At 70.3% G+C, this 22364-nt stretch carries 20 protein-coding genes; 2 read left to right on the top strand and 18 right to left on the bottom strand.

Annotated features, from left to right (window positions below):
* Positions 1 to 100: 100 nt before the first annotated feature.
* The 16 genes from AB0M67_RS37785 to AB0M67_RS37710 all read right to left on the bottom strand — a co-directional run bounded on the left by AB0M67_RS37785 (position 101) and on the right by AB0M67_RS37710 (position 18270).
* Entirely contained in the window at positions 101 to 538 is a 438-nt protein-coding gene (locus tag AB0M67_RS37785) for a hypothetical protein (protein WP_365752212.1), read from the bottom strand.
* A gap of 274 nt (positions 539 to 812) precedes the next feature.
* Positions 813 to 2165, bottom strand: a complete 1353-nt coding sequence (locus AB0M67_RS37780; protein ID WP_365752210.1) for an MraY family glycosyltransferase — start codon at positions 2163 to 2165, stop codon at positions 813 to 815.
* Between the two features lie 145 nt (positions 2166 to 2310).
* The gene (gene glyA / locus AB0M67_RS37775; RefSeq protein WP_365752208.1) at positions 2311 to 3567 is read right to left on the bottom strand and encodes a serine hydroxymethyltransferase; all 1257 of its coding nucleotides are present in this window, start codon (positions 3565 to 3567) and stop codon (positions 2311 to 2313) included.
* Between the two features lie 247 nt (positions 3568 to 3814).
* The gene (locus AB0M67_RS37770) at positions 3815 to 4474 is read right to left on the bottom strand and encodes a protein-tyrosine-phosphatase (RefSeq protein WP_365752205.1); all 660 of its coding nucleotides are present in this window, start codon (positions 4472 to 4474) and stop codon (positions 3815 to 3817) included.
* Positions 4471 to 5118 (bottom strand): L-threonylcarbamoyladenylate synthase, encoded by a 648-nt coding sequence (locus tag AB0M67_RS37765; RefSeq protein WP_365752203.1) that lies wholly within the window; start codon positions 5116 to 5118, stop codon positions 4471 to 4473. The genes AB0M67_RS37770 and AB0M67_RS37765 overlap by 4 nt, the downstream gene beginning before the upstream one ends.
* 92 nt (positions 5119 to 5210) lie before the next feature.
* Positions 5211 to 6050 (bottom strand): peptide chain release factor N(5)-glutamine methyltransferase, encoded by an 840-nt coding sequence (gene prmC, locus AB0M67_RS37760; RefSeq protein WP_249953548.1) that lies wholly within the window; start codon positions 6048 to 6050, stop codon positions 5211 to 5213.
* Positions 6051 to 6146: 96 nt separating this feature from the next.
* Positions 6147 to 7226 (bottom strand): peptide chain release factor 1, encoded by a 1080-nt coding sequence (gene prfA / locus AB0M67_RS37755; RefSeq protein WP_249953498.1) that lies wholly within the window; start codon positions 7224 to 7226, stop codon positions 6147 to 6149.
* Positions 7227 to 7327: 101 nt separating this feature from the next.
* Complete coding sequence (rpmE, locus tag AB0M67_RS37750) at positions 7328 to 7552, bottom strand: 50S ribosomal protein L31 (protein WP_066950131.1); 225 nt, start codon at positions 7550 to 7552, stop codon at positions 7328 to 7330.
* 214 nt (positions 7553 to 7766) lie between these two features.
* Positions 7767 to 8867, bottom strand: a complete 1101-nt coding sequence (locus AB0M67_RS37745) for an LCP family protein (RefSeq protein WP_365752200.1) — start codon at positions 8865 to 8867, stop codon at positions 7767 to 7769.
* Between the two features lie 208 nt (positions 8868 to 9075).
* Positions 9076 to 11148 carry a transcription termination factor Rho gene (rho, locus tag AB0M67_RS37740; protein WP_365752198.1) on the bottom strand — a complete coding sequence of 691 codons (2073 nt, stop codon included), beginning with the start codon at positions 11146 to 11148 and terminating at the stop codon, positions 9076 to 9078.
* A 394-nt stretch (positions 11149 to 11542) separates the two neighbouring features.
* Positions 11543 to 12460 carry a homoserine kinase gene (gene thrB, locus AB0M67_RS37735; protein ID WP_365752196.1) on the bottom strand — a complete coding sequence of 306 codons (918 nt, stop codon included), beginning with the start codon at positions 12458 to 12460 and terminating at the stop codon, positions 11543 to 11545.
* A gap of 286 nt (positions 12461 to 12746) precedes the next feature.
* On the bottom strand, positions 12747 to 13829 hold the full coding sequence (gene thrC, locus AB0M67_RS37730; RefSeq protein WP_365752194.1) for a threonine synthase: 1083 nt from the start codon (positions 13827 to 13829) through the stop codon (positions 12747 to 12749).
* 7 nt (positions 13830 to 13836) lie between these two features.
* Positions 13837 to 15138: a homoserine dehydrogenase gene (locus AB0M67_RS37725; protein WP_365752192.1), complete on the bottom strand. Its 1302-nt coding sequence runs from the start codon at positions 15136 to 15138 to the stop codon at positions 13837 to 13839.
* Positions 15139 to 15246: 108 nt separating this feature from the next.
* Entirely contained in the window at positions 15247 to 16641 is a 1395-nt protein-coding gene (gene lysA, locus AB0M67_RS37720; protein ID WP_365752190.1) for a diaminopimelate decarboxylase, read from the bottom strand.
* A gap of 23 nt (positions 16642 to 16664) precedes the next feature.
* On the bottom strand, positions 16665 to 17732 hold the full coding sequence (gene nrtL, locus AB0M67_RS37715; RefSeq protein ID WP_365752188.1) for an ArgS-related anticodon-binding protein NrtL: 1068 nt from the start codon (positions 17730 to 17732) through the stop codon (positions 16665 to 16667).
* A 55-nt stretch (positions 17733 to 17787) separates the two neighbouring features.
* Positions 17788 to 18270 carry a response regulator gene (locus AB0M67_RS37710; protein WP_365752186.1) on the bottom strand — a complete coding sequence of 161 codons (483 nt, stop codon included), beginning with the start codon at positions 18268 to 18270 and terminating at the stop codon, positions 17788 to 17790.
* A 129-nt stretch (positions 18271 to 18399) separates the two neighbouring features.
* Here AB0M67_RS37710 and AB0M67_RS37705 point away from each other — a divergent pair, with 129 nt between their 5' ends.
* Together AB0M67_RS37705 and AB0M67_RS37700 are read left to right on the top strand one after the other, a co-directional pair.
* Positions 18400 to 18804 carry a hypothetical protein gene (locus tag AB0M67_RS37705; protein ID WP_365752184.1) on the top strand — a complete coding sequence of 135 codons (405 nt, stop codon included), beginning with the start codon at positions 18400 to 18402 and terminating at the stop codon, positions 18802 to 18804.
* 143 nt (positions 18805 to 18947) lie between these two features.
* Positions 18948 to 19604: a response regulator gene (locus AB0M67_RS37700; RefSeq protein ID WP_365752182.1), complete on the top strand. Its 657-nt coding sequence runs from the start codon at positions 18948 to 18950 to the stop codon at positions 19602 to 19604.
* Here the strand turns inward: AB0M67_RS37700 and AB0M67_RS37695 are convergent.
* Positions 19571 to 20857 (bottom strand): hypothetical protein, encoded by a 1287-nt coding sequence (locus AB0M67_RS37695; RefSeq protein WP_365752181.1) that lies wholly within the window; start codon positions 20855 to 20857, stop codon positions 19571 to 19573. The genes AB0M67_RS37700 and AB0M67_RS37695 overlap by 34 nt on opposite strands.
* Positions 20850 to 22043 (bottom strand): ATP-binding protein, encoded by a 1194-nt coding sequence (locus AB0M67_RS37690; protein WP_365752179.1) that lies wholly within the window; start codon positions 22041 to 22043, stop codon positions 20850 to 20852. The genes AB0M67_RS37695 and AB0M67_RS37690 overlap by 8 nt, the downstream gene beginning before the upstream one ends.
* Between the last annotated feature and the right edge of the window lie 321 nt (positions 22044 to 22364).

The raw sequence follows: 22364 nt of genomic DNA, 5'->3' as shown, positions 1-22364 counted from the left end.
GTGAGAACAGGCGTCAGCTCGGATGCCCGCGTCCGCAATGCCACAGTTGGCACCGGACGATAGCAGGGTTCCGAACAGGCACTTATCCCGGCCCTACCTCTCACGTCGAAGAACCGCTCTTCCCGGCCTGCTCGGCCGTCGCGGATTCGGGTTCGACGTAGAGGCGCTTGGCTGTCATCTGCTCACGCGCCTGAGCGGCGATCCAGACGAGGACCACCGAGACCAGTGTGAACGCGAAGGCCTTGGGGTTGAACAGGGTGACGTCCTTGATGGCCGCCATGAACATGAAGAGGAACAGCAGCTGCGTCATGTAGACCAGCAGGCCCATCCCCTGGAACAGGTGCGGCATCGACTTGGCCACGCGTTGGAGAACAACGAGCCCGATCCCCATGAAGGCGATGACCACCACCGCACCGATCACGGCTCCCAGCACCCCCTTCCCGCCCGCGACCACACCACTGACGGCCGCGGCGATGACGCCGGCGGCGGCGGTGGGCACGGCGGTGTGAAGGAGAGTCCGGACGTCGTTGGACGGCATGGCGGCAGCTCCGCTGAATGGGTGGGGCAGATGGTGTCGTCATGGACGAGCGTAGGCCCGGTCCGAGAGAGGGTTTCTCGGGCCAACGGACCGTCGCACTACGGTCCTTCGGCTCTGTCGCCGGGTCTCGTGAACAGTATCACAAACTATTTGATGAGGTCTTTACCATGGTGGTGTGCTGACTGTCACACATGAGAGTTACCCCGCGCGTGTGCGCACGACAGCGGTGCGTTGTGTCTGGTATTGGGCTCCGACGAGTGTAATGGCCCCAGGGTCAGCGCCTGGAATCAGCCTTTCTTCTGTCGGAAAAACGCGAACGAGCGCCGAGGGCGGTCGCCCCGTTGACGCCGGCGGGAACAGGCGTACGCTCCGCCGCCCTCTCCTGCGCCCCCAACGGCTCGGGGACGGGCTCGGGAAGGATCTCCTCGTGCGATCCGTCCGGCTCGGCGGCGGCCCGCTTGCGGCGCCGGTAGCGCGGCGGTACGAAGGCCTGCGCCCAGAGCGGGGCCCGCGGTGTGAAGCGCGGCAGCAGCAGGAGCACCAGCCCCACCGCGCTCAGGACGACAACGACCGGCAGGATCCACATCGACGCCGAGTGCACCGAGTACAGAACCACACCGAAAGCGATCAGCGCCGACCAGAAGTACATGATCAGGACGGACCTGCTGTGCGAGTGACCGATCTCCAGCAGCCGGTGATGGAGATGGCCCCGGTCGGCGGCGAACGGCGACTGACCGTTCCAGGCGCGGCGTACGACCGCCAGCACCAGGTCCGCGAACGGGATGGCGATGATCGTCAGTGGCAGCAGCAGCGGGATGAAGACCGGCAGTGCCGCGTGGGTGGCCGCGCGTCCCGAACCCTCGAAGACCTTCAGGACGTCCAGGTCGACCTGGCCCGTCACGGAGATCGCACCCGCCGAGAGCACCAGACCGATCAGCATCGATCCCGAGTCGCCCATGAAGATGCGCGCCGGATGCATGTTGTGGGGCAGGAAGCCCACACACATGCCCATCAGGATGACGGCGAAGAGCGTGGCGGGGGCGGCGGCCTCGATGCCGTACCCGTACCAGAGCCGGTAGGTGTACAGGAAGAAGGCGGTGGCGGCGATACAGACCATGCCGGCCGCGAGCCCGTCGAGACCGTCCACGAAGTTGACCGCGTTGATGGTGATCACCACCAGCGCGACGGTGAGCAGTGTGCCCTGCCAGGACGTCAGCGAGACCATGCCGATACCGGGCACCGGGATCCACAGGATCGTCAGACCCTGCATCACCATCACACCGGCGGCGATCATCTGGGCGCCCAGCTTGATCAGCGCGTCGATCTCGAACTTGTCGTCGAGGACACCGATCAGCCAGATCAGCGCGGCGCCGGAGAGCAGCGCGCGCGGCTCGTTGGAGAGCTCGAAGACCCCGTTGAGGTTCTGCAGGTTGTCGGCGACGAGCAGTCCGGCGCACAGGCCGAAGAACATGGCGATGCCGCCGAGCCTCGGCGTCGGTTCGCGATGTACGTCGCGGGCGCGGATCTCCGGCATCGCTCCGGTCGCGATGGCGAACTTCCGCACCGGGCCGGTCAGCAGATAGGTCACCGCAGCCGTCACACAGAGCGTCAGCAGGTAATCACGCACGGGCTGCCCCACAGGAATCGCTGGCCATCTCAGCCCCACACACTAGCCCGCTCCGGATCCGCCGATGGAAACCGAGTCGCCTTATGAGCAAGGACAACGCACTGAGCGAGATGGTTGCACGGCTTCCCGCCCCCGGATGTCTCATTCAGAAAAGCGTCCCATACGGCGGAAAACGCCCGGTCAGGCTCCGTACTTCACCGCGGACCCCCCGCGCCTTCGCGATATCCTCACGCAGCGCCGCGGCGAACAGGGCCGCGATCCGGCGCATTTCCGCCTCTCCCATGCCCTGAGTGGTCACGGCGGCGGTACCCAGCCGCAGGCCGCGCCCGTCCGCGTAGGGCAGCGCACAGGTGTCAAGCACCACACCGGCGGCGGCCAGCCGGCCGCGGGCCGCCCTGCCGTCCACCCCCAGGGGTGACGGGTCGGCGGTGATCAGATGCGTATCGGTACCACCCGTAGTGATGAGAAGACCCTCCGTGGCCAACGCCTCGGCCAGCGCACGGGCGTTGGCGACGACCCGGTGCGCGTACGCCGTGAACGCCGGGGTCGCCGCCTCCCCGAAGGCGACCGCTTTGGCGGCGATCGTATGCATCTGCGCGCCGCCCTGCGTGAACGGGAACACCGCACGGTCGACGCGCTCCGCGTACTCCTCGCCGCACAGGATCATCCCGCCGCGCGGTCCGCGCAGCACCTTGTGCGTCGTCGCGCACACGACATCGGCGTACGGCACGGGGTTGGGCGCCGCTCCCCCGGCTACCAGCCCGATCGGATGTGCGGCGTCCGCGATCAGATACGCGCCGACATCGTCGGCGATCTCCCGGAACGTGGCGTAGTCGATATGCCGGGGATAGGAGATCGAGCCGCAGACGATGGCTTTGGGCCGGTGCGTCCGCGCCAGCTGGTGCACCTGCGCGTAGTCGATGATCCCGCTCTCCGCGTCGACCCCGTACCCGACGAAGTCGAACCAGCGGCCCGAGAAATTGACGGGCGCGCCATGGGTGAGATGCCCGCCGTACGGCAGCCCCATGGCCAGCACGGTGTCTCCGGGCCGCAGCAGGGCGGCGTAGGTGGCCAGGACGGCGGAGGAGCCGGAATGCGGCTGTACGTTGGCGTGCTCGGCCCCGAAGAGCGCCTTCGCCCGCGCGATCGCGATCCGCTCGGCGGCGTCGACCAGCTCGCAGCCGCCGTGGTGGCGGGCGCCGGGATAACCCTCGGCGTACTTGTTGGCGAGCGGGGAACCGAGCGCGGCGAGGACGGCGGGCGACGTGAAGTTCTCTGCGGCGATCAGCTGAAGACTGTCCGCCTGCCGACGTGCCTCCCCGAGGATCACCTCGGCCATCTCGGGGTCCTGCCGCCGCAGGGCGTCCGACGCTGTCGTGGGGGTGGCGGTGACAACGGACATGGCGGACTCCGGACCTCGGAGGGGGTGCGTGCCTTCCAATGTAGGCGGGTGGGAACGCTGATGCGCGATGGGCGACACGAGTTTCCCAGCTGCCCACACGTTCCGGTTTCCCACGACCGCCGGCGAGTGAGCCGAAGGGGCGCGCCGACGTCGAAAGGGAGAGCGCGCGCAGGCCCCGAGGAACGAGGGGGCGAGCACGGTCGACCGTCGACGTCGGCACAAAGCGCCCCGGAGGCGAACCGAGCCCTCAAAAAAGAGGAGGCCGCGCCGGGACTCCTGTCAGCGCCGTGACGACCGGGTCCAGCGCCTGGTGGATCTCCTCGCCGATGGAGCGGAAGAACGTGATGGGCGCGCCGTACGGGTCGTAGACCTCGTCCGCGTCCGCCGTGGGCGCCAGCAGCCAGCCGCGGAGCGCCGCCGCCGCGCGGACCAGCGCGCGGGCGCGCTCGACCACGCCCTCGTCGAGGGGGTCCGGCAGTGTCGCCGGGTCTATGGCGCGCACCAGCCGGGTGAACTCCTTGAGCGTGAAGGTGCGCAGCCCCGCCGAGTGGCCCATGGAGATCACCTGGGCGCGGTGGTCGCGGGTCGCGGTGAGGACCAGGTCGGCGCGGATGACGTGTTCGTCGAGCAGCTCACGGCCGACGAAGCCGGAGGCGTCCGCGCCGAAGTCGGCCAGGACGGCTTCGGCGTTGGCCTCCATGGCGGCGCCCTCGTGCCCCCAGGTGCCCGCGCTCTCCACGATCAGGCCGCCGGTGAGCCGCTCGCCGAGGCGGACGGTCAGGGCATGCCGGTTCAGCCGCTCGGTGATCGGCGAGCGGCACACGTTGCCGGTGCTGACGTGGAGGATGCGGAAGGTGTTGCCGGTGAATGCGGTCTCCGCTATGCCACGCCCCTCAGGGGCGGTCAATTGGCCACCTCAAGGTCGGGTACCACCTTGCGGAGCTCGTCCGCGTTCAGGGCGCCGGCCCGTAGCAGTACCGGGACCCCGCCGGTGACATCGACGATCGAGGAGGGGACGATCCCGGGCGTCGGGCCGCCGTCGAGATAGACGGAGACGGCGTCCCCGAGCATCTCCTGCGCGGCGTCGCAGTCCTCGGGGGCCGGGTGTCCCGTGAGATTGGCGCTGGAGACGGCCATCGGGCCGACCTCGGTGAGCAGTTCGATGGCGACGGGGTGCAGCGGCATCCGGATGGCGACGGTGCCGCGGGTGTCCCCGAGGTCCCACTGGAGGGACGGCTGGTGCTTGGCGACGAGAGTGAGGGCGCCGGGCCAGAACGCGTCGACCAGCTCCCAGGCCTGCTCGGAGAAGTCGGTGACCAGGCCGTGCAGGGTGTTCGGGGAACCGATCAGGACAGGGGTGGGCATATTGCGGCCACGCCCCTTGGCGCCCAGCAGATCGGCGACGGCCTCGGAGCTGAAGGCGTCCGCACCGATCCCGTAGACGGTGTCGGTGGGCAGCACGACCAGCTCACTACGGCGGACGGCCGACGCGGCCTCGCGCAGACCCGTCGTACGGTCGGTCGCGTCGTTGCAGTCGTATCGCCGTGCCATTTAGCCGGCCCTCCTGTGGTGTGATGCCCGGTTCGCCGCCGGTGCGGCTGTCTGTGCTGCGCCCGGTACGGCGCTCCGTGCGGCCGGCGCGGTCACGGCATGGCCTTACGGGCTGTCGCGAAGCGCGGTCGCTTGTTCAGATCGGGGTGGTCGGCTGCGTCGGCCCAGCCGGATTCCTCGCTGAAGATCCACGGCACCTGGCCGCCCTGGGTGTCCGCGTGCTCGACGACGACCAGACCGCCGGGCCGCAGCAGCCGGTGCGCGGTGCGTTCGATGCCACGGATCGTGTCGAGGCCGTCCTCGCCGGAGAAGAGGGCCATCTCCGGATCGTGGTCACGGGCCTCGGGCGCGACGTACTCCCACTCGGTCAGCGGGATGTACGGCGGGTTGGAGATGACCAGGTCGACCTGGCCGTCGAACTCCGTGAGGGCGCTCAGAGCGTCTCCCTGGTGGACGGTGACCCTGGACCCCTCCGCGTTCTTCCGCGTCCAGGCGAGGGCCTGCTCCGACAGCTCCACGGCGTGCACACGCGAGCGCGGCACCTCCTGTGCCATCGCGAGCGCGATCGCGCCGGAGCCCGCGCACAGGTCGACGATCAGCGGCTCCACGACGTCCATGGCGCGTACGGCGTCTATCGCCCAGCCGACGACCGACTCGGTCTCCGGGCGCGGCACGAACACGCCGGGGCCCACCTGGAGTTCCAGATAGCGGAAGAAGGCACGTCCGGTGATGTGCTGGAGCGGCTCACGGGCCTCGCGGCGGGCCACGGCCTCCCAGTAGCGGGCGTCGAAGTCCGCGTCCTTGACGTTGTGCAGCTCTCCCCGCTTGACACCGTGCACATACGCGGCCAGCTCCTCCGCGTCGAAGCGCGGCGACGGCACGCCCGCGTCCGCCAGCCGCTGAGTGGCCTGGGCCACCTCGGCGAGCAGCAGGCTGCCGCGGCTGGCGGGCCCGCGACGGAGCCGCTGAGGGTCGCTGTGCCCACCGGGAAGTGGCTGCACGCTGGTTCCTCCGGACTGCGAGAGTGGTTACTGGGCGGCGGCGAGCTTCGCCGCGGAGTCGGCGTCGACGCAGGCCTGGATGACCGCGTCCAGCTCTCCGTCGAGCACCTGGTCCAAGTTGTACGCCTTGAAGCCGACGCGGTGGTCGGAGATCCGGTTTTCCGGGAAGTTGTAGGTCCGGATCTTCTCGGACCTGTCGACCGTCCGTACCTGGCTGCGCCTGGCGTCCGCGGCGTTCTTCTCCGCCTCCTCCTGTGCCGCCGCGAGAAGCCGCGAGCGAAGGATACGCATGGCCTGCTCCTTGTTCTGGAGCTGGCTCTTCTCGTTCTGGCAGGAGGCGACGACACCGGTCGGCAGATGGGTGATGCGTACGGCGGAGTCGGTGGTGTTGACGGACTGGCCGCCGGGTCCCGAGGAGCGGTAGACGTCGATCCGCAGATCGTTCGCGTGGATCTCCACATCGACCTCCTCCGCCTCGGGCGTGACGAGCACACCGGCGGCGGAGGTGTGGATACGGCCCTGCGACTCGGTGGACGGCACGCGCTGTACGCGGTGCACCCCGCCCTCGTACTTGAGCCGCGCCCAGACGCCCTGTCCGGGCTCGGTGGCGCCGTTGCCGCCCTTGGTCTTCACCGCGACCTGGACGTCCTTGTAGCCGCCCAGCTCGGACTCGGTGGCGTCGATGATCTCGGTCTTCCAGCCGACGCGCTCCGCGTACCGCAGATACATGCGCAGCAGGTCGCCCGCGAAGAGCGCGGACTCGTCGCCGCCCGCGCCGGCCTTGACCTCCAGGATGACGTCCTTGTCGTCGCTGGGGTCGCGCGGTACGAGCAGCAGGCGGAGCTTCTCGGTCAGCTCTTCGCGCTGCTTCTCCAGCTCCTTGACCTCGGCGGCGAAATCGGGATCGTCGGCCGCGAACTCGCGGGCGGTCACGATGTCCTCGCCGGTCTGCTTCCAGGAGCGGTAGGTGCCGATGATCGGGGTGAGTTCGGCGTAACGCTTGTTGAGCTTGCGCGCGTGTCCCTGGTCCGCGTGGACCGACGGGTCGGCGAGCTTCTTCTCCAGATCGGCGTGCTCGCCGATCAGTTCCTCGACCGCCTCGAACATCGGGGGCTCCTGGTTTCCGTACGAAAGGTGCTTCGGGACGCCAAAGCGCCGGTCTCGGCGCCCCGGTCAACGGGGCACCGAGAACCGGCGCGGGTTGCTCGCTACTTCTTGGCGGAGGCGGCGGCCTTGCCGAAGCGGGCCTCGAAGCGGGCCACGCGGCCACCGGTGTCGAGGATCTTCTGCTTGCCCGTGTAGAACGGGTGGCACTCGGAGCAGAGGTCGGCACGGATGGTGCCGGACTCGATGGTGCTCCGGGTGGTGAACGACGCACCGCAGGTGCAGCTGACCTGGGTCTCGACGTACGCGGGGTGGATGTCGCGCTTCAAGGGGTTCTCCTAGGGACTTCCCCGCGCGGAGGCGGGGAGGGTGCCGGGTCGCACGCGCGGAGTGCGCGTGCGTGAACCGGGACCGACGAACCAGTCTGCCAGGACCGGCCGTATCTCCCAAAACCGGGGTGCGGCGGAAAGTATTCCGGATTCCGCCCCACACCCATGGAAAGCCGGTGCGCCGCGGCGGGCGGATCGTCCGTGCGCGGGCCGGTCAGCCGCCCCTGACCACGCCGTTCGCGTCGCCCTGGTCGCCCGCGGAGTCCTTGGTCGCGGAGGCCGGGATGGGCCTGTCCTGTCTGAGCGCCGTCCAGACCTGCTCGGATTCGGCCTGGAGGGGCAGTACGCGGTTCCGGTCGGCGGGGTCGTACCGGACGGGGAGCGTGATCATCTTGACGTCCTTGGCCCCGAGGTTCTTGAGTCCGTCGGCGAATCCGACCAGCTCGGGGATCGAATCGAGCTGGGAGTCGGGGGTGATCGCGCGGGTGGCGGTGTCGGCGAGGTCGTACAGCTTCTTCGGGCTGCTGAACAGGCCGATGCTCCTGACCTGGTCGATCAGTGCCTTGATGAAGGCCTGCTGGAGCTCTATCCGGCCCAGGTCGCTGCCGTCGCCGACGCTGTGGCGGGTCCGTACGAGACCGAGGGACTGCTCACCGTCGAGGGTGTGGGTGCCGGGCGCGAGCCTCAGATGGCTCTTGGGGTCGTCGATGGCCCGTGTGGTGGTGATCCGCACGCCGCCGAGCTGGTCGACGAGCTTCTTGAAGCCGGTGAAGTCGATCTCGATGTAGTGATCCATACGGATACCGGACATCGTCTCGACGGTCTTCACGGCGCAGGCGGGGCCTCCGACCTCGTACGCCGTGTTGAACATGGCGAGCCGCGCGCCGGGCACGGCGGCGCCCGTGGAGTCGGTGCACTCGGGGCGGTCGATCAGGGTGTCCCGCGGTATCGAGACGACGCTGGCCGTCTTGTGGCCCTTGTAGACGTGGACGATCATCGCGGTGTCGGAGCGTGCGCCGCCGCCATCCCGGCCGTACGTGGCGTTCGCACCGGCCCGGGAGTCCGAGCCGAGGACGAGGATGTCCTCGGAGCCGTTGTCGGCGTTGGCCGGGCGGTCACGGCCCAGCAGGGCGTTGATGTCGATGCCCGAGAGGTTGCCGTCGAGCTTGAAATAGACGTAGCCGAGCCCGGAGCCGCCGAGGAGCATCAGAGCCGCGGCGGACCACGCCACGAAGGTGGTCGCGCGCCGGCGCTTGCCCGAGGTCTTGCGGCGCTTGTCGCCGTCACGTATTCGGCTGTCGCTCCGGTCGGTCATGGTCTCCCTCTGTCCGTCGCGCCGGTTCCGCTACCTCCCGCCAGGTGATGTGGGGCGTTTTGCCACCACTCATCCACATAGTGAAACATCAAGAAGGGCGGCACGGCACGCTGTGGCCGTCCGGGGGACCCGGGCCCGGAGACGGAAACCGCCCCCTCGCCGGAGCGAGGGGGCGGTTTCCGTGAGCGTCGGACCTGGCCGATCCCGGTCAGTCGTTGCCGTTGCCGTTTCCGGGGCCGGGCGTCGTCTTCTGGATCTGGAGCAGGAACTCCGCGTTCGACTTCGTCTGCTTCATCTTGTCCAGCAGCAGCTCGATCGCCTGCTGCTGATCGAGGGCGTGCAGCACCCGGCGCAGCTTCCAGACGACGGCGAGCTCGTCGCTGCCGAGCAGGATCTCTTCCTTACGGGTGCTGGACGCGTCCACGTCCACCGCCGGGAAGATGCGCTTGTCGGAGAGCTTCCGGTCGAGCTTGAGCTCCATGTTGCCGGTGCCCTTGAACTCCTCGAAGATCACCTCGTCCATGCGCGAGCCGGTCTCGACCAGCGCGGTGGCCAGGATGGTCAGCGAGCCGCCGTCCTCGATGTTGCGTGCCGCACCGAAGAAGCGCTTCGGCGGGTAGAGCGCGGTCGAGTCGACACCACCGGACAGGATGCGTCCGGAGGCGGGGGCCGCGAGGTTGTACGCACGGCCCAGACGGGTGATGGAGTCCAGCAGGACGACCACGTCGTGACCCAGCTCGACCAGGCGCTTGGCACGCTCGATGGCCAGCTCGGCGACGGTGGTGTGGTCCTCGGCCGGGCGGTCGAAGGTCGAGGAGATGACCTCGCCCTTGACCGACCGCTGCATGTCGGTGACCTCTTCCGGACGCTCGTCGACGAGGACGACCATCAGATGGCACTCGGGGCTGTTGACCGTGATCGCGTTGGCGATGGCCTGGAGGATCATGGTCTTACCGGTCTTCGGCGGGGCCACGATCAGACCGCGCTGGCCCTTGCCGATGGGGGCGACCAGGTCGATGATCCGCGTCGTCAGCACACCCGGGTCGGTCTCCAGCCGGAGCCGGTCCTGCGGGTAGAGCGGCGTCAACTTCTGGAACTCCGGCCGGCCGCGGCCGGTTTCGGGCGCCATGCCGTTGACGGAGTCGAGGCGGACCAGCGCGTTGAACTTCTCGCGGCGCTCGCCTTCCTTGGGCTGGCGGACCGCGCCGGTGACATGGTCACCCTTGCGCAGGCCGTTCTTGCGGACCTGGGCGAGCGAGACGTACACGTCGTTGGGACCGGGCAGGTAGCCGGAGGTCCTGATGAACGCGTAGTTGTCGAGGATGTCGAGGATGCCCGCGACGGGGATCAGCACATCGTCGTCGGCGACCTGCGGCTCGCCGGGCCCGAACTCGTCGCGGCCACGGCGGCCACGGCGGTCGCGGTAGCGCCCGCGCCGGCCGCGCCGGCCGCCAGCCTCGTCGTCGAAGTCGTCCTGCGGGCCGGTGTTCTGGCCGCCGCTCTGGCCCTGGCCCTGTCCGCCGCCGCGGTTGTCGCGCTGCTGGCGACCGCCGCCCTGCTGCTGACCGCCCTGGCCGCCCTGCTGGTCCTCGCCCTTGCCCCGGCGGTCGCGCTGGCGGTCACGGCGGTCGCCGCGCTCGCCGCGGTCACGGTCGCCGCGCTGACCGCGGTCCTGGCGCTCACCGCGCCGGCCGTCGGCCTCGGTCTGCGCCGAGCCGTTGGCGGACGCGGAGACGGCCGCCTCGGCCTTGGCGTCGGGCTGGGCCTCGACCTTGACATCGGCCGGGGCCTCGGCCCTGGCGTCCGCGGCGGTGTCGGGGCTGCCCGCCTGCGCGGTGGCCCTGCGACGGCGGCGCTCGCCCGAGGGCTGATCGTCACTGGCGGGCTGGCCGGGAATATCGATCTGCTGCTGGGCCACGGCCGTATCGGCCTTGCCGGACTTGTCCTCGGCGCCATCGCCCGTACGGGCCTTGGAGGTCGCGCGCCGCTTCGGCTTGGTCTCGGCGTCGGCGCTGCCGGAGTCGGCGCTCTTGGCGGCGGACGAGCCCCCGGCCTGCGCCTCCTTGATGACCTCGATCAGCTGGCTCTTGCGCATCCGCGCGGTGCCCCTGATGCCGAGGCCTGACGCGACCTGCTGCAGCTCGGCCAGGACCATGCCCTCAAGGCCGGTGCCGGAGCGGCGGCGCCGTGCGGTGGTGCCAGTGGCAGCACCTTCGGCGGGCGCGGTCGTGTCGACAGTGCTGTCGGCAGTCACGCCCATCAGATCGGTGGTGTCGCTCACGAAGGGTCCTTCCCTGGAGCGGACGTCGGCCTTCTGGCTCGGCGACCGGTTGTGCTGTCCGACTGCGGTCCTGTCTTGTGGACCGTGCCGGGGCGGTGGTCCCGCCGGGTATGGCGGAGAAATCTGCAAACGTGCATACGTGCAATGGGTCCGGCCCGAGGTCCCCCTGCTCGGCCCACCGCTGGGAAAAGCGGGGGGTGTCGTGCCGGTTCCGGTGCGTGCTCAAAACTGCTCAGGCAGGCTGCTCAGGCAGTTGGGGAGGCTCCCGGAAGAAGGGTGGTCCCGAAGCGGGACACGAAGCACCGCGCCTCAAAGACGTCGGTTGCAGACTTGAGGTTAACACTACCGGCTCCAACAAACATTCCCCCTCTCACTCACCGGCAATCTCCTGTGGCTACGAGCCGAGCGGCAGAACGCTCGTCCCCGCGTCGTCGAGGGAGAGCCGATTGGCCGCCCATCCCTCGCCCGCAAGCCGTGCGACCTTGTCGGCCGCACCGTCCTCGACCAGCGCGAGGACCGTGGGGCCCGCGCCGGAGATGACCGCGGGGACGCCGTCCGCGCGCAGTCGGTTGACAAGGGCGACGCTCTGCGGCATCGCCGGGGTCCGGTAGTCCTGGTGGAGCCGGTCCTCGGTGGCCGGCAGCAGCAGCTCGGGGCGCCTGGTCAGGGCCTCTACGAGCAGGGCCGCGCGACCGGCGTTGACCGCGGCGTCCACATGGGGGACGTTACGCGGCAGCAGGCCGCGGGCGGTCTCGGTGAGAACCGGGCTCTCGGGCACGAAAACCACCGGAACGATGGAATCGGCGGGCTTCATCCTGATGGCGCGCGCCGCCCCGCCGTCCATCCAGGCCACCGTGAATCCGCCGAGCAGACAGGCGGCGACATTGTCGGGGTGGCCCTCGATCTCGGTGGCCAGTTCGAGCAGCGCCACATCGTCCAGCCGGACGTCGCCGCCTATGGTCACCGCGCGGGCCGCGACGATCCCGGCGCAGATCGCGGCCGACGAGGAGCCCAGACCGCGGCCGTGCGGGATGCGGTTGGCGCAGACGACCTCCAGGCCGCGCGGCTGCCCGCCGAGCAGCTCGAAGGCCGTGCGCAGGGACCGTACGAGCAGATGGTTCTCGTCACGGGGAAGCGTTTCGGCGCCCTCACCCGCGATGTCGACATGCAGGCCGGAGTCGGCGACGCGGACGACCACGTCGTCGTAGAGCCCCAGCGACAGGCCGAAGGCGTCGAAGCCCGGGCCGAGATTGGCGCTGGTGGCGGGGGTGCGCACCCGTACGGCGGCGGCGCGGAACGCGGGACCGGCCATCGCTCTGACGACTCTCCTTGTGACGGCGGGACTACCGGGGTGGTGACTGCGGGGCTGCGGGATTCGGCTGCGAGACAGGGGCTGCTGCGAGATGTTCGAGGACATACGGAACACCCGAGGGCCACAGGGGCAACACCGCGGCATATGCGGCGGGGCGGGTTGAGTACAGCTTATCGAAGGAAGGTTCCATGGCGACATAGGGCGCACAGGAGGCGCACGATGCGTGTCGCACGACTCCTGTGCGCCGAAGGCCGGGCCGGTGGCGCTGGACGTTCCTGTGGCCGGTTTACGCCAGGCCCAGCCGCTGGGCCGCCGCGACCGCGTCCACCGGTACGGTGACCGGCTGCGGCGCACCCGCGACCGCCCAGTCCGGATCCTTGAGACCGTTTCCCGTGACGGTGCAGACGATGCGCTGGCCGGGGTCGACCTTGCCCTCTTCCGCGGCCTTGAGCAGACCGGCGACGGAGGCGGCCGAGGCGGGCTCGACGAAGACGCCCTCCTGGGAGGCCAACAGCCGGTAGGCGGCCAGGATCTGGCGGTCGGTCACCTCGTCGATGAAGCCGCCGGACTCGTCACGGGCCGCCAGCGCGTACTGCCAGGACGCCGGGTTGCCGATCCGGATGGCGGTGGCGACGGTGTGCGGGTCCTTGACGATCTCGCCGCGCACGATCGGCGCGGATCCGGACGCCTGGTAGCCCCACATACGGGGGGTGCTCGCGGCGGGGCCGTCGGCCGCGTACTGGGTGTAGCCCTTCCAGTACGCCGTGATGTTGCCGGCGTTTCCGACGGGCAGCACATGAATGTCGGGGGCGTCGCCCAGCGCGTCCACGATTTCGAAGGCGGCGGTCTTCTGGCCTTCGATCCGCACCGGATTGACCGAATTGACCAGCGCCACCGGGTAGTTGTCGGACAGTGAGCGCGCGAGCGTCAGACAGTCGTCGAAGTTGCCCTCGACCTGGAGGATGCGCGCGCCGTGGACGAGCGCCTGGCCCATCTTGCCCAGCGCGATCTTCCCCTGGGGTACGAGCACGGCGCAGACCATTCCGGCGCGTACCGCGTAGGCGGCGGCCGAGGCCGAGGTGTTGCCGGTGGAGGCGCAGATGACCGCCTGGGCGCCTTCCTCCTTGGCCCGGGTGATGGCCATGGTCATGCCACGGTCCTTGAAGGATCCGGTGGGGTTGGCGCCCTCGACCTTGAGATGAACGTCACATCCCGTGCGCTCGGAGAGCACCTGCGCGGGGACGAGCGGCGTACCACCCTCACGGAGAGTGACGACCGGCGTCTTCTCCGTCACCGGGAGGCGGTCCCGGTACTCCTCGATGATGCCGCGCCACTGGTGGGTGCCCTGGCGGGTGCCAATGCTGGTCATGGGTCCCTTACTCCCCTTCAACACGCATGATGCTGGCGACACCGCGCACGGTGTCGAGCTTGCGCAGCGCTTCGACGGTCCCGGAGAGGGCGGCGTCTGGCGCGCGGTGGGTGACGACGACGAGGGCGGCTTCGCCGCCGCCGTCCTGTCGGCCTTGCTGACGTACGGTATCGATCGAAACACCATGTTCGGCGAAGACCGTGGCGACTTGGGCGAGTACGCCGGGTTTGTCGGCCACATCGAGGCTGATGTGGTAGCGCGTCACGACCTCGCCCATGGGACTCACGGGCAGCTGGGTGTACGCCGACTCGCCGGGGCCCGTGGCCTCGTTGAGCTTGTTGCGGCAGACGGCGACGAGGTCGCCGAGCACGGCGGAGGCCGTCGGGGAGCCGCCCGCGCCGGGGCCGTAGAACATCAGCTGTCCGGCCGCCTCGGCCTCGACGAAGACGGCGTTGTACGCCTCGCGCACGGAGGCGAGCGGATGGCTGAGCGGGATCATCGCCGGGTGGACCCGCGCGGTGACGGACCGGCCGTCGGCGGCGCGCTCGCAGATGGCGAGGAGTTTGACGGTGCAGCCCATCCGTTTCGCCGAGGCGAGGTCGGCGGAGGTGACCTCCGTGATGCCCTCGCGGTGCACATCGTCGAGGCGTACCCGGGTGTGGAAGGCGATCCCGGCGAGGATGGCGGCCTTGGCGGCGGCGTCGAAGCCCTCGACGTCGGCGGTCGGGTCGGCCTCCGCGTAGCCGAGTGCGGTGGCCTCGTCGAGCGCCTCGGAGTAGCCGGAGCCCGCGGTGTCCATCCGATCGAGGATGAAGTTGGTGGTGCCGTTGACGATGCCGAGGACCCTGTTCACCTTGTCACCGGCGAGGGACTCGCGCAGCGGCCTGATCAGCGGAATGGCGCCGGCGACGGCCGCCTCGAAATACAGATCCCGGCCGTGCCGCTCGGCCGCCGCGTAGAGCGTCGCACCGTCCTCGGCGAGCAGGGCCTTGTTCGCGGAGACCACGGAGGCGCCGTGCTCGAACGCGGTGGTGATCAGCGTACGGGCGGGCTCGATCCCGCCGATGACCTCGACGACCACATCGATGTCACCGCGCTTGACCAGCGCGGTGGCGTCGGTGGTGATCAGCGCGGGGTCGATGCCCTCACGCACCTTGGAGGGACGCCGTACGGCCACCCCGGCCAGCTCGACCGGGGCCCCGATCCGCGCCGCGAGGTCGTCGGCGTGCGTCGTCATGATGCGCGCCACCTCTGAGCCGACCACTCCACAGCCCAGCAGCGCCACCTTCAGCGGACGCGTACGCATCATCCGACCTACGCCTTTCATCCATCACAGCTGTTTAAAGCAGGAATCCGAACCAGTCTCACTCACTGGACGGGACTTTCTGTCTCTCGTCCAGATTGCGAGACATGTATTTCAGTGACCGACATCGAGACGCAGAAGATCTTCCTCCGTCTCACGCCGGACGATCACCCGTGCCTCACCGTCCTTCACGGCGACGACGGGCGGCCGGAGCGCGTGGTTGTAGTTGCTCGCCATCGAGCGGCAGTACGCGCCGGTGGCGGGGACGGCGATCAGATCACCGGGCGCCAGATCCGCGGGCAGGAACGCGTCACGTACGACGATGTCGCCGCTCTCGCAGTGCTTGCCGACGACGCGCGTCAGCATCGCCTCGGCGTCGGAGCGGCGGGAGACGAGCGCCACGCTGTACTCGGCGTCGTACAGGGCCGTACGGATGTTGTCGGACATGCCACCGTCCACACTGACATACGTACGCAGCCCTTCGAGCGGCTTGATCGTGCCGACCTCGTACAGGGTGAAGGCCGTGGGCCCCACGATCGCGCGCCCCGGCTCGACGGAGATCCGCGGGGTGCGCAGCCCGGCGGACTCACACTCACGGGTGACGATGTCGTTGAGGGCCTTCGCGATGTCGTTCGGCTCGCGGGGATCGTCCTCGGAGGTGTACGCGATGCCGAGGCCGCCACCGAGGTCGATCTCGGGCAGTTCCACGCCGTGCTCGTCACGTACCTCGGCGAGCAGCTGGACGACGCGGCGGGCGGAGACCTCGAAGCCGGCCATGTCGAAGATCTGCGAGCCGATGTGGGAGTGGATACCGATCAGTTCGAGCCCGTCGAGCTTGAGGGCCCGCCTGACGGCCTCCGCGGCCTGCCCGCCCGCGAGGGCGACCCCGAACTTCTGGTCCTCGTGCGCGGTGGCGATGAACTCGTGCGTATGCGCCTCGACGCCGACCGTGACCCGGATCTGGACGGGCTGGCGCCTGCCGAGACGCTGGGCGACATGCGCGACCTGGACGATCTCCTGGAAGGAGTCGAGGACGATACGGCCGACGCCGGCGGAGACGGCCCGCTCGATCTCCTGCACGGACTTGTTGTTGCCGTGGAAGGCGATCCGCTCGGCGGGCATCCCGGCCGCCAGCGCGGTGGCGAGCTCACCGCCGGAGCAGACATCGAGGTTGAGGCCCTCCTCGTCGAGCCAGCGGACGACGGCCCGGGAGAGGAACGCCTTGCCCGCGTAGAACACATCGGCGTCCTTGCCGAAGGCGTCGGCCCAGGCGCGGCAGCGGGCGCGGAAGTCCGCCTCGTCGAGGATGTACGCGGGGGTGCCGAACTCCTCGGCCAGCCGGGTCACTTCGATCCCCGCGACGGTCGCCACCCCGTCCTCGTTCCGGCGGACCGTACGCGACCAGACCTTCTCGTCAAGGGCGTTGAGGTCGGCGGCGGGCGCGGTGTAGTGGCCCTCGGGGAGGACATCCGCGTGACGGGGGCCTGCGGGGTGTGCGGAACGGCTCATGTTCTTGGCTCTCTTGGTTCTCTTCAGAGGTATGCGGGGGCGTCGATGCCGAGCAGGGACAGGCCGCCGGCCAGCACGGTCCCGGCGGCGTCGGCGAGCGCGAGCCGGGAGCGGTGGGCGGCCGAGGGTTTCTCGTCACCGAGCGGCAGCGGGCGGCAGGTCTCCTGGAAGCGCAGGAACGTGTCCGCCGTCTGTTCGAGATGGCGGGCGAGCCGGTCGGGCGCGCGCAGCCGGGCGGCGGCTTCGAGAACGGCGGGGTGATCGCCGAGGGCGGTGAGGAGAGGCGCGATGGCGCTGTCGTGACCGGTGATCTCCGGGATCTCCGGGATCGGGGGGGCATCCGGGGTCGGGTCCCCGGGGGTGATGCCCAGTCGCGCCGCGTTGCGCGCGAGAGCGCGCGTACGGGCGTAGGCGTACCGCACCAGGAACAGGGGGTTGCTCTCACGCTGTACGAGCAGGTCGGCGCCGGTGAGCGGGCGGTCGTGGGCGGCGGGCCGCAACAGCCCCCAGCGGGCCGCGTCGGGGCCCAGCCGGGCGAAGAGGTCGTCGCCGGCGGGGGCGGGAACCGGGCGGAGCCTCTCCGCGGCCCCGGGCACGATCTCCGCCCACGCGCCCTGGGTACGGAGCAGTCCGACGACCGTACGGGTCCAGAGGGCGGCCCGGGGCTCGTCGGAGGGGGCGAGCGGCACGCTCGTACCGGCGAGCGCGTCGCCGTGTCCGTAGCGCGGTCCCGCGCGCAGGACCGTACGGACCAGCTCGGCGCGGCTGTCGCGGGCCAGGGTGAAGTTGAGGAAGCCGGGGCCGGTGATCTCGATACGGTCGATACCGGGAGCCGTGCCGGGGCTCGTCGCGGGACCCGCGTCGGCCGCGGCACGGAGGATGCTCGCGCGCACGATCTCGGCGACCTCGCGGGGCGGGCGTCCGGCCGGGCCCGCCAGCCGCAGCGCGATATTGCTGGCGTAATCCCCCCGGCCGCCCGGGCGGGGCCGCTCGACCGCGACCCGTTCCGGTACGGGCCCGGGAAGGGCGTCGTCCTCGACCGCGCGGCACACGGCGCGCCGTACGGTTCGGGAGAGCTCGGCGGGGGTCACGGGACAAGCGTATGGGAGGAGGGGGGCCTCTTCGCGAACCGGTTTCGCGATGCGGTCAGCCGCGGGCGCTTCCGGCCCGCCCGGCACCGTGCCTGCCGTCCAGGGAGGACGGGCCCTCCCGGTGCGTCAGCCGCCGTACGAGCCGGATCAGCTCGGCCGGCTCGAAGGGCTTGGCGAGGAAGGCGTCCACCCCGGCGGCCATCCCGGAGTCCACCTCGTACTGCGTACAGGCGCTGATGATCGCGACCGGCAGATCGCTGGTGCGGGGGTCGGCGCGCAGCCGCTGGGCGGTGCGGACCCCGTCGAGGCGCGGCATCACCACATCGAGGGTGATGACATCGGGCATGACGTCATGGACCACTTCCAGGCACTCGGCACCATCGGCCGCGGTCACGACCTCGAACCCCTCAAGTTCGAGATTGACCCTGATCAGCTGCCTGATGACCCTGTTGTCGTCGACAACAAGCACCCGGCCGGACTCGCCCGACACCACTTGAGGGTAGGTCCGAACCCGGCGCCGCGTCCGGGTTTTGCCCACTTCCACCTCGCGCGGGCGACGCCGACGCGGCGCCCCGGCGGGCGGCCACGTCTTGGCCACGTCTTGACCTCGCCATGAACAGCGGCGGACGGGCCCACGGACCGCGGCGCGCCGCCATAGGCTCTGGGTATGGAGCAGAGCGAAGTCGTTCTCAGGGCCATCGGCATTCTCACGCAGTCCGCTGAGTGGATCCGGACCGCCAACGGGGACTCGGACGGGAACGTCGGGGCGGAGGGGGGTACGGACGGCGGCGAGCGGGGCTCCGGCGAGGGTGCGTCCGGCGAGGGGCAGATCGGTTCGCTGCTCGCCGAGGTCTTCCCGTCGTTCACGGTCTCGCCGGAGTCCACCCCGCTCGAAGCGGCGCACGCGGTGACCGCCGCCGCGCTGCCGCCGATGATGCAGCTGATCGGGGCGTTCACCTATGTCTTCGCGCAGCTGGCCGAGGTCCATGACAGCGGCCGTACGGACATCACCTCGGAGGAGCTGCTGCGGGAGCTGGCGCTGCGGATGTCCCGTTCGAACGACGCGGCGTGACGCCGGCCTCGGGGGTGTCCACGGGGGCGTCCACGGAGGTGTCCACCGGGTAGTGCGGTACGGGCGGCAGGCCGGGCGTGACCTCCCCCCGGCTCCTTCGGCCGGGCATGGCGGGACACCCGCGGTTGAGGGGATGATGAGGCATGCCGGAAAACGAGCCCGTGAGCGTGGCGCTGATCGACGATCATCCCGTGGTGCTCGCCGGGATCGAATCCTGGTACGCCGCGTCGGAACGGCCGATCACCGTCACCGCCAAGGGCCCCGACCTCGCCGTCGCCATGAGCGGTCCCGGCCGGGCGGCGGATGTGGTGGTGCTCGACCTCCAGCTCTCCCACGGGGTCCCCGCGTACCCCGAGCTGAAGCACCTGGTCGCACAGGAGCGCCAAGTGATCATCTACACCATGCAGGAGAGCCAGGAGACGGCTCTTACCTGTCTGGATCTGGGCGCGTTCACCTATCTGACGAAGGCCGAGGGCGAACGGCATCTCATGGCCGCCACCCTGGCCGCCGCCGACTGCCGGCCCTATACGCCGCCCGCGCTCGCCGGTGCTTTCGGCAGCGATGCCAGAAAGGGCCGCCCCGCGCTGACCCCGCGTGAGGTGGAGGTGCTGCTTGAGTGGTTCCAGTCGGAGTCGAAGGCCATGGTCGGGGAGAGCCTCGGCATCTCCGTACGTACGGTGAACACCTATCTGGAACGGGTACGGATCAAGTACGCCAACGCGGGGCGGCCCGCGACGACCAAGGCGAATCTGGTCGCGAGGGCCATTCAGGACGGGCTGACCTCGCTGGACGAGCTCTGACCGCTCGGAGTGCCCTGGGTGTTCTGGGTGTTCTGGGCGCTCGGGACGTCGGGCGTACGGGCGTCCCCGGCAGGAGACGGCGCGCGCAGCGTGTACGACGCCTCGACGAGAAGCCGTCCCTCGCTGTGCACCGTCCGTACGCGGATACCGCGCTCGGTCGGTTCCGGGATGTCCGTCTCGGGCGCGTCCGTCACCACACTGACCCGTACCTGCCCGCCGCCGCGTACGACGGTGGCCCGCGCGCTGCGCTCGGCGGTCGCGAGCGCGGCGAGTACGGGCTCGGTCAGCGCGCGGCGCAGATGCCGGGGAACCGGAGCGGAGACGCCCCGTACGGCGAGCTGCACATCGACCCCATGACGTTCGGCCACCCCGATACCGGCCCGTAGTTCATGGAGCAGCGGGTCCGACGCGTGGTCCCGTTCGGCGAAGAGGCGTCGCAGCCGGGCGGCCTCGAAGGCGCATCGGCGGCGTATCCGCTCGTCCCCGGGGTCGAGCGTTCCCTCGGCCAGCCCGGTCAGCAGCGGCAGTACCGAGCGGCCGAGATCGCGGTAGCGCGACCGCTGGTCGGCGTGGACCTGGGCGGAGACCGCTGCCTCGGTGCGTACCCGCTCCTGCTCTCGTGCCGTGGCACCGGCGGCGGTCGCGCAGTCCCGCAGCAGCCTGGCCATCACCGCGGCGGCGATCTGGAACGCGCAGATGGCCAGGGCGCTGACGGCCATACCGGCCGCGGCCTGCCGGGACGGGATCCCGGCGAGCGTCAACTGCCCGAGCGTCACGACGACATGGAGCCCGAGGAAGAGCAGGGTCGCGTTCAGACCTGCGTCGAACAGCAGCAGGACTCCGAACCAGCCGATCTCCAGAAACGTCCAGTGCGGCGTGGCGAGATAGTGGTCTCCCGGCAGTTGGCTGGTGGCGACGACCGCCGCCACGAGCGAGCACACCAGCCCCGCCGCGACCCAGGCGCGCGGTCTGCGCCGGCCGGCCACTCCGAGAAGCGCGTCGACCACGATGATGAGCGTCAACAGGCCGAACGCGCTGAGCTGCACCCAGGTGTGCCGGTAGCCGTCGAGGTTGGCCAGCAGGGCGGGGAGCGCCAGCCCGAAGTGGACCGCGGAGAGAATGACGAGCCCCGCCAGCCGCAGCGCGCCGAGCATGCCGGCGGCGATCCGGTCCGTCAGCGGATCGGATGCCGATGGTTCGCTGTCGAGGGGATCGGGCGCCCGCGGACCTGGCGGCTGACGATCGTCAGACATGCGGCCACTCCAGGCGTACGGCGGTGCCGTGCCCCGGCCGGGAGTCGACCGTCGCCCTGCCCCCGACGGCGGCCATGCGCTCGACGACCGAGCGGGCCAGCCCCTGGCAGTGCGGCGGCACCCGCGTCACATCGAATCCGGCGCCGTCGTCGCTGATGACGACCGTGACGGTGTCACCCTCCCGGCTCGCCGTCACCGTCGCGGAGTTGACGCCCGCATGGCGCGAGACATTACGCAGCGCCTCACCGAGGCTGCCGCGCAGCGCCGCGACGGCCGGCCGCCACATCAGGCCGAGAGAGGCGTCGAACTCGGTGCGTACGACGAGCCGATGGTCGCCGGTCTCCGCGAACAGCTCTTGTGCCACATCCGTCTCACCGGACGTCGCCCGCTCCGACGACAGGCGCCGCAGGTCCTTGGCCGCCTGGGTACGCAGTATCTCCGGCCGGAGGGACTGGCCATGGGCCGAGACCATCAGCATGGTGGCGCACGCGGTGTCGTGCAGGGTCGCGAGATGCTCGCGCTCCGCCGACCGCTGCGCCTGTGCCACTTCGTGCCGTCGCCGGGCCGCGGCGGCCCTCGTACCGACCGCGTCGGCGGCTCTGCTCGCGCGCAGCACCAGCCGGTAGAGCCCCTGGGCGAGCAGGCTCTGCACCAGCAGCCAGCTGACGTTGGGCACCGCGTAGTCCCAGCCGTCGGGGCGGTCGAGCATGGCACCGGCCAGATCCACGGCGGCCAGCAGCAGCGCCGCGGCCAGCGCGAGTCCCGCCGGGTACATCATCTGGTACCCGACCGCCACGATGCTGACCACCACCAGTAGCCAGGTATTGCCGTACCTGGTCTGGCTGTCCGGAATCGTCAGATCCTGAGTGAGGCAGAGTGCGGTCAGCACCACCACGTCGGCGGCGAGCAGTCGCCCGGGGTGGGCCCCCGTCATCCCCAGCCGGTAGTGCAGAGCGCTCCAGCCGAGCACGACGCAGGAAATGGCCGAGGCGACGGCCATACGGTCCGCGGGCATCGCCGGTACGGCCAGCACCGCGCAGGAGCAGACCACCACCACTCGGATCCGGTACGCGTAGCGGTACGCGAACCGCACGAACTCCCGCTCGGCAGGCCCCGGGCGCGGGGCGGAGTCCGTTCTCCCGGCGCGTTCGGGCGGGGCCTGGGAGTCATCCGGCTCATCTGCCACTCGGTGCCCCACCTGTCGCTGTCCCGCGTCGGCTTGTCGGTCGATTGACCGTCACACGTCGAGGTGCTCAAGCGATAGCGTTTCTTTGGTCACTATGCGGACGCTTTCCGTGGGGGCGGAAGCGGTCCCACCGACCGTGCGCACACCTGCCTCATGGGGGTGGGCAGGGGTGCGCGCGGGGGGAGTCCGGGGGCGGGGCCGGGGCGGGGGCCGCCCCCGGGGCCCCGCCTGGGGGCCGGGGCCCGGGCCGGTGGCGCGCGCCCCGCGCCCGCCACTGCGCGACCGACAGACGGCGGACACGCCGGCACAACGGACGAAGCG

The sequence above is a fragment of the Streptomyces sp. NPDC051662 genome (genome assembly GCF_040681655.1).
In the GTDB taxonomy this organism is placed as follows: Bacteria; Actinomycetota; Actinomycetes; order Streptomycetales; family Streptomycetaceae; genus Streptomyces.
The sequence above is the reverse complement of the archived record's forward strand: the minus strand, read 5'-3'. Positions and strand labels throughout refer to the sequence as shown.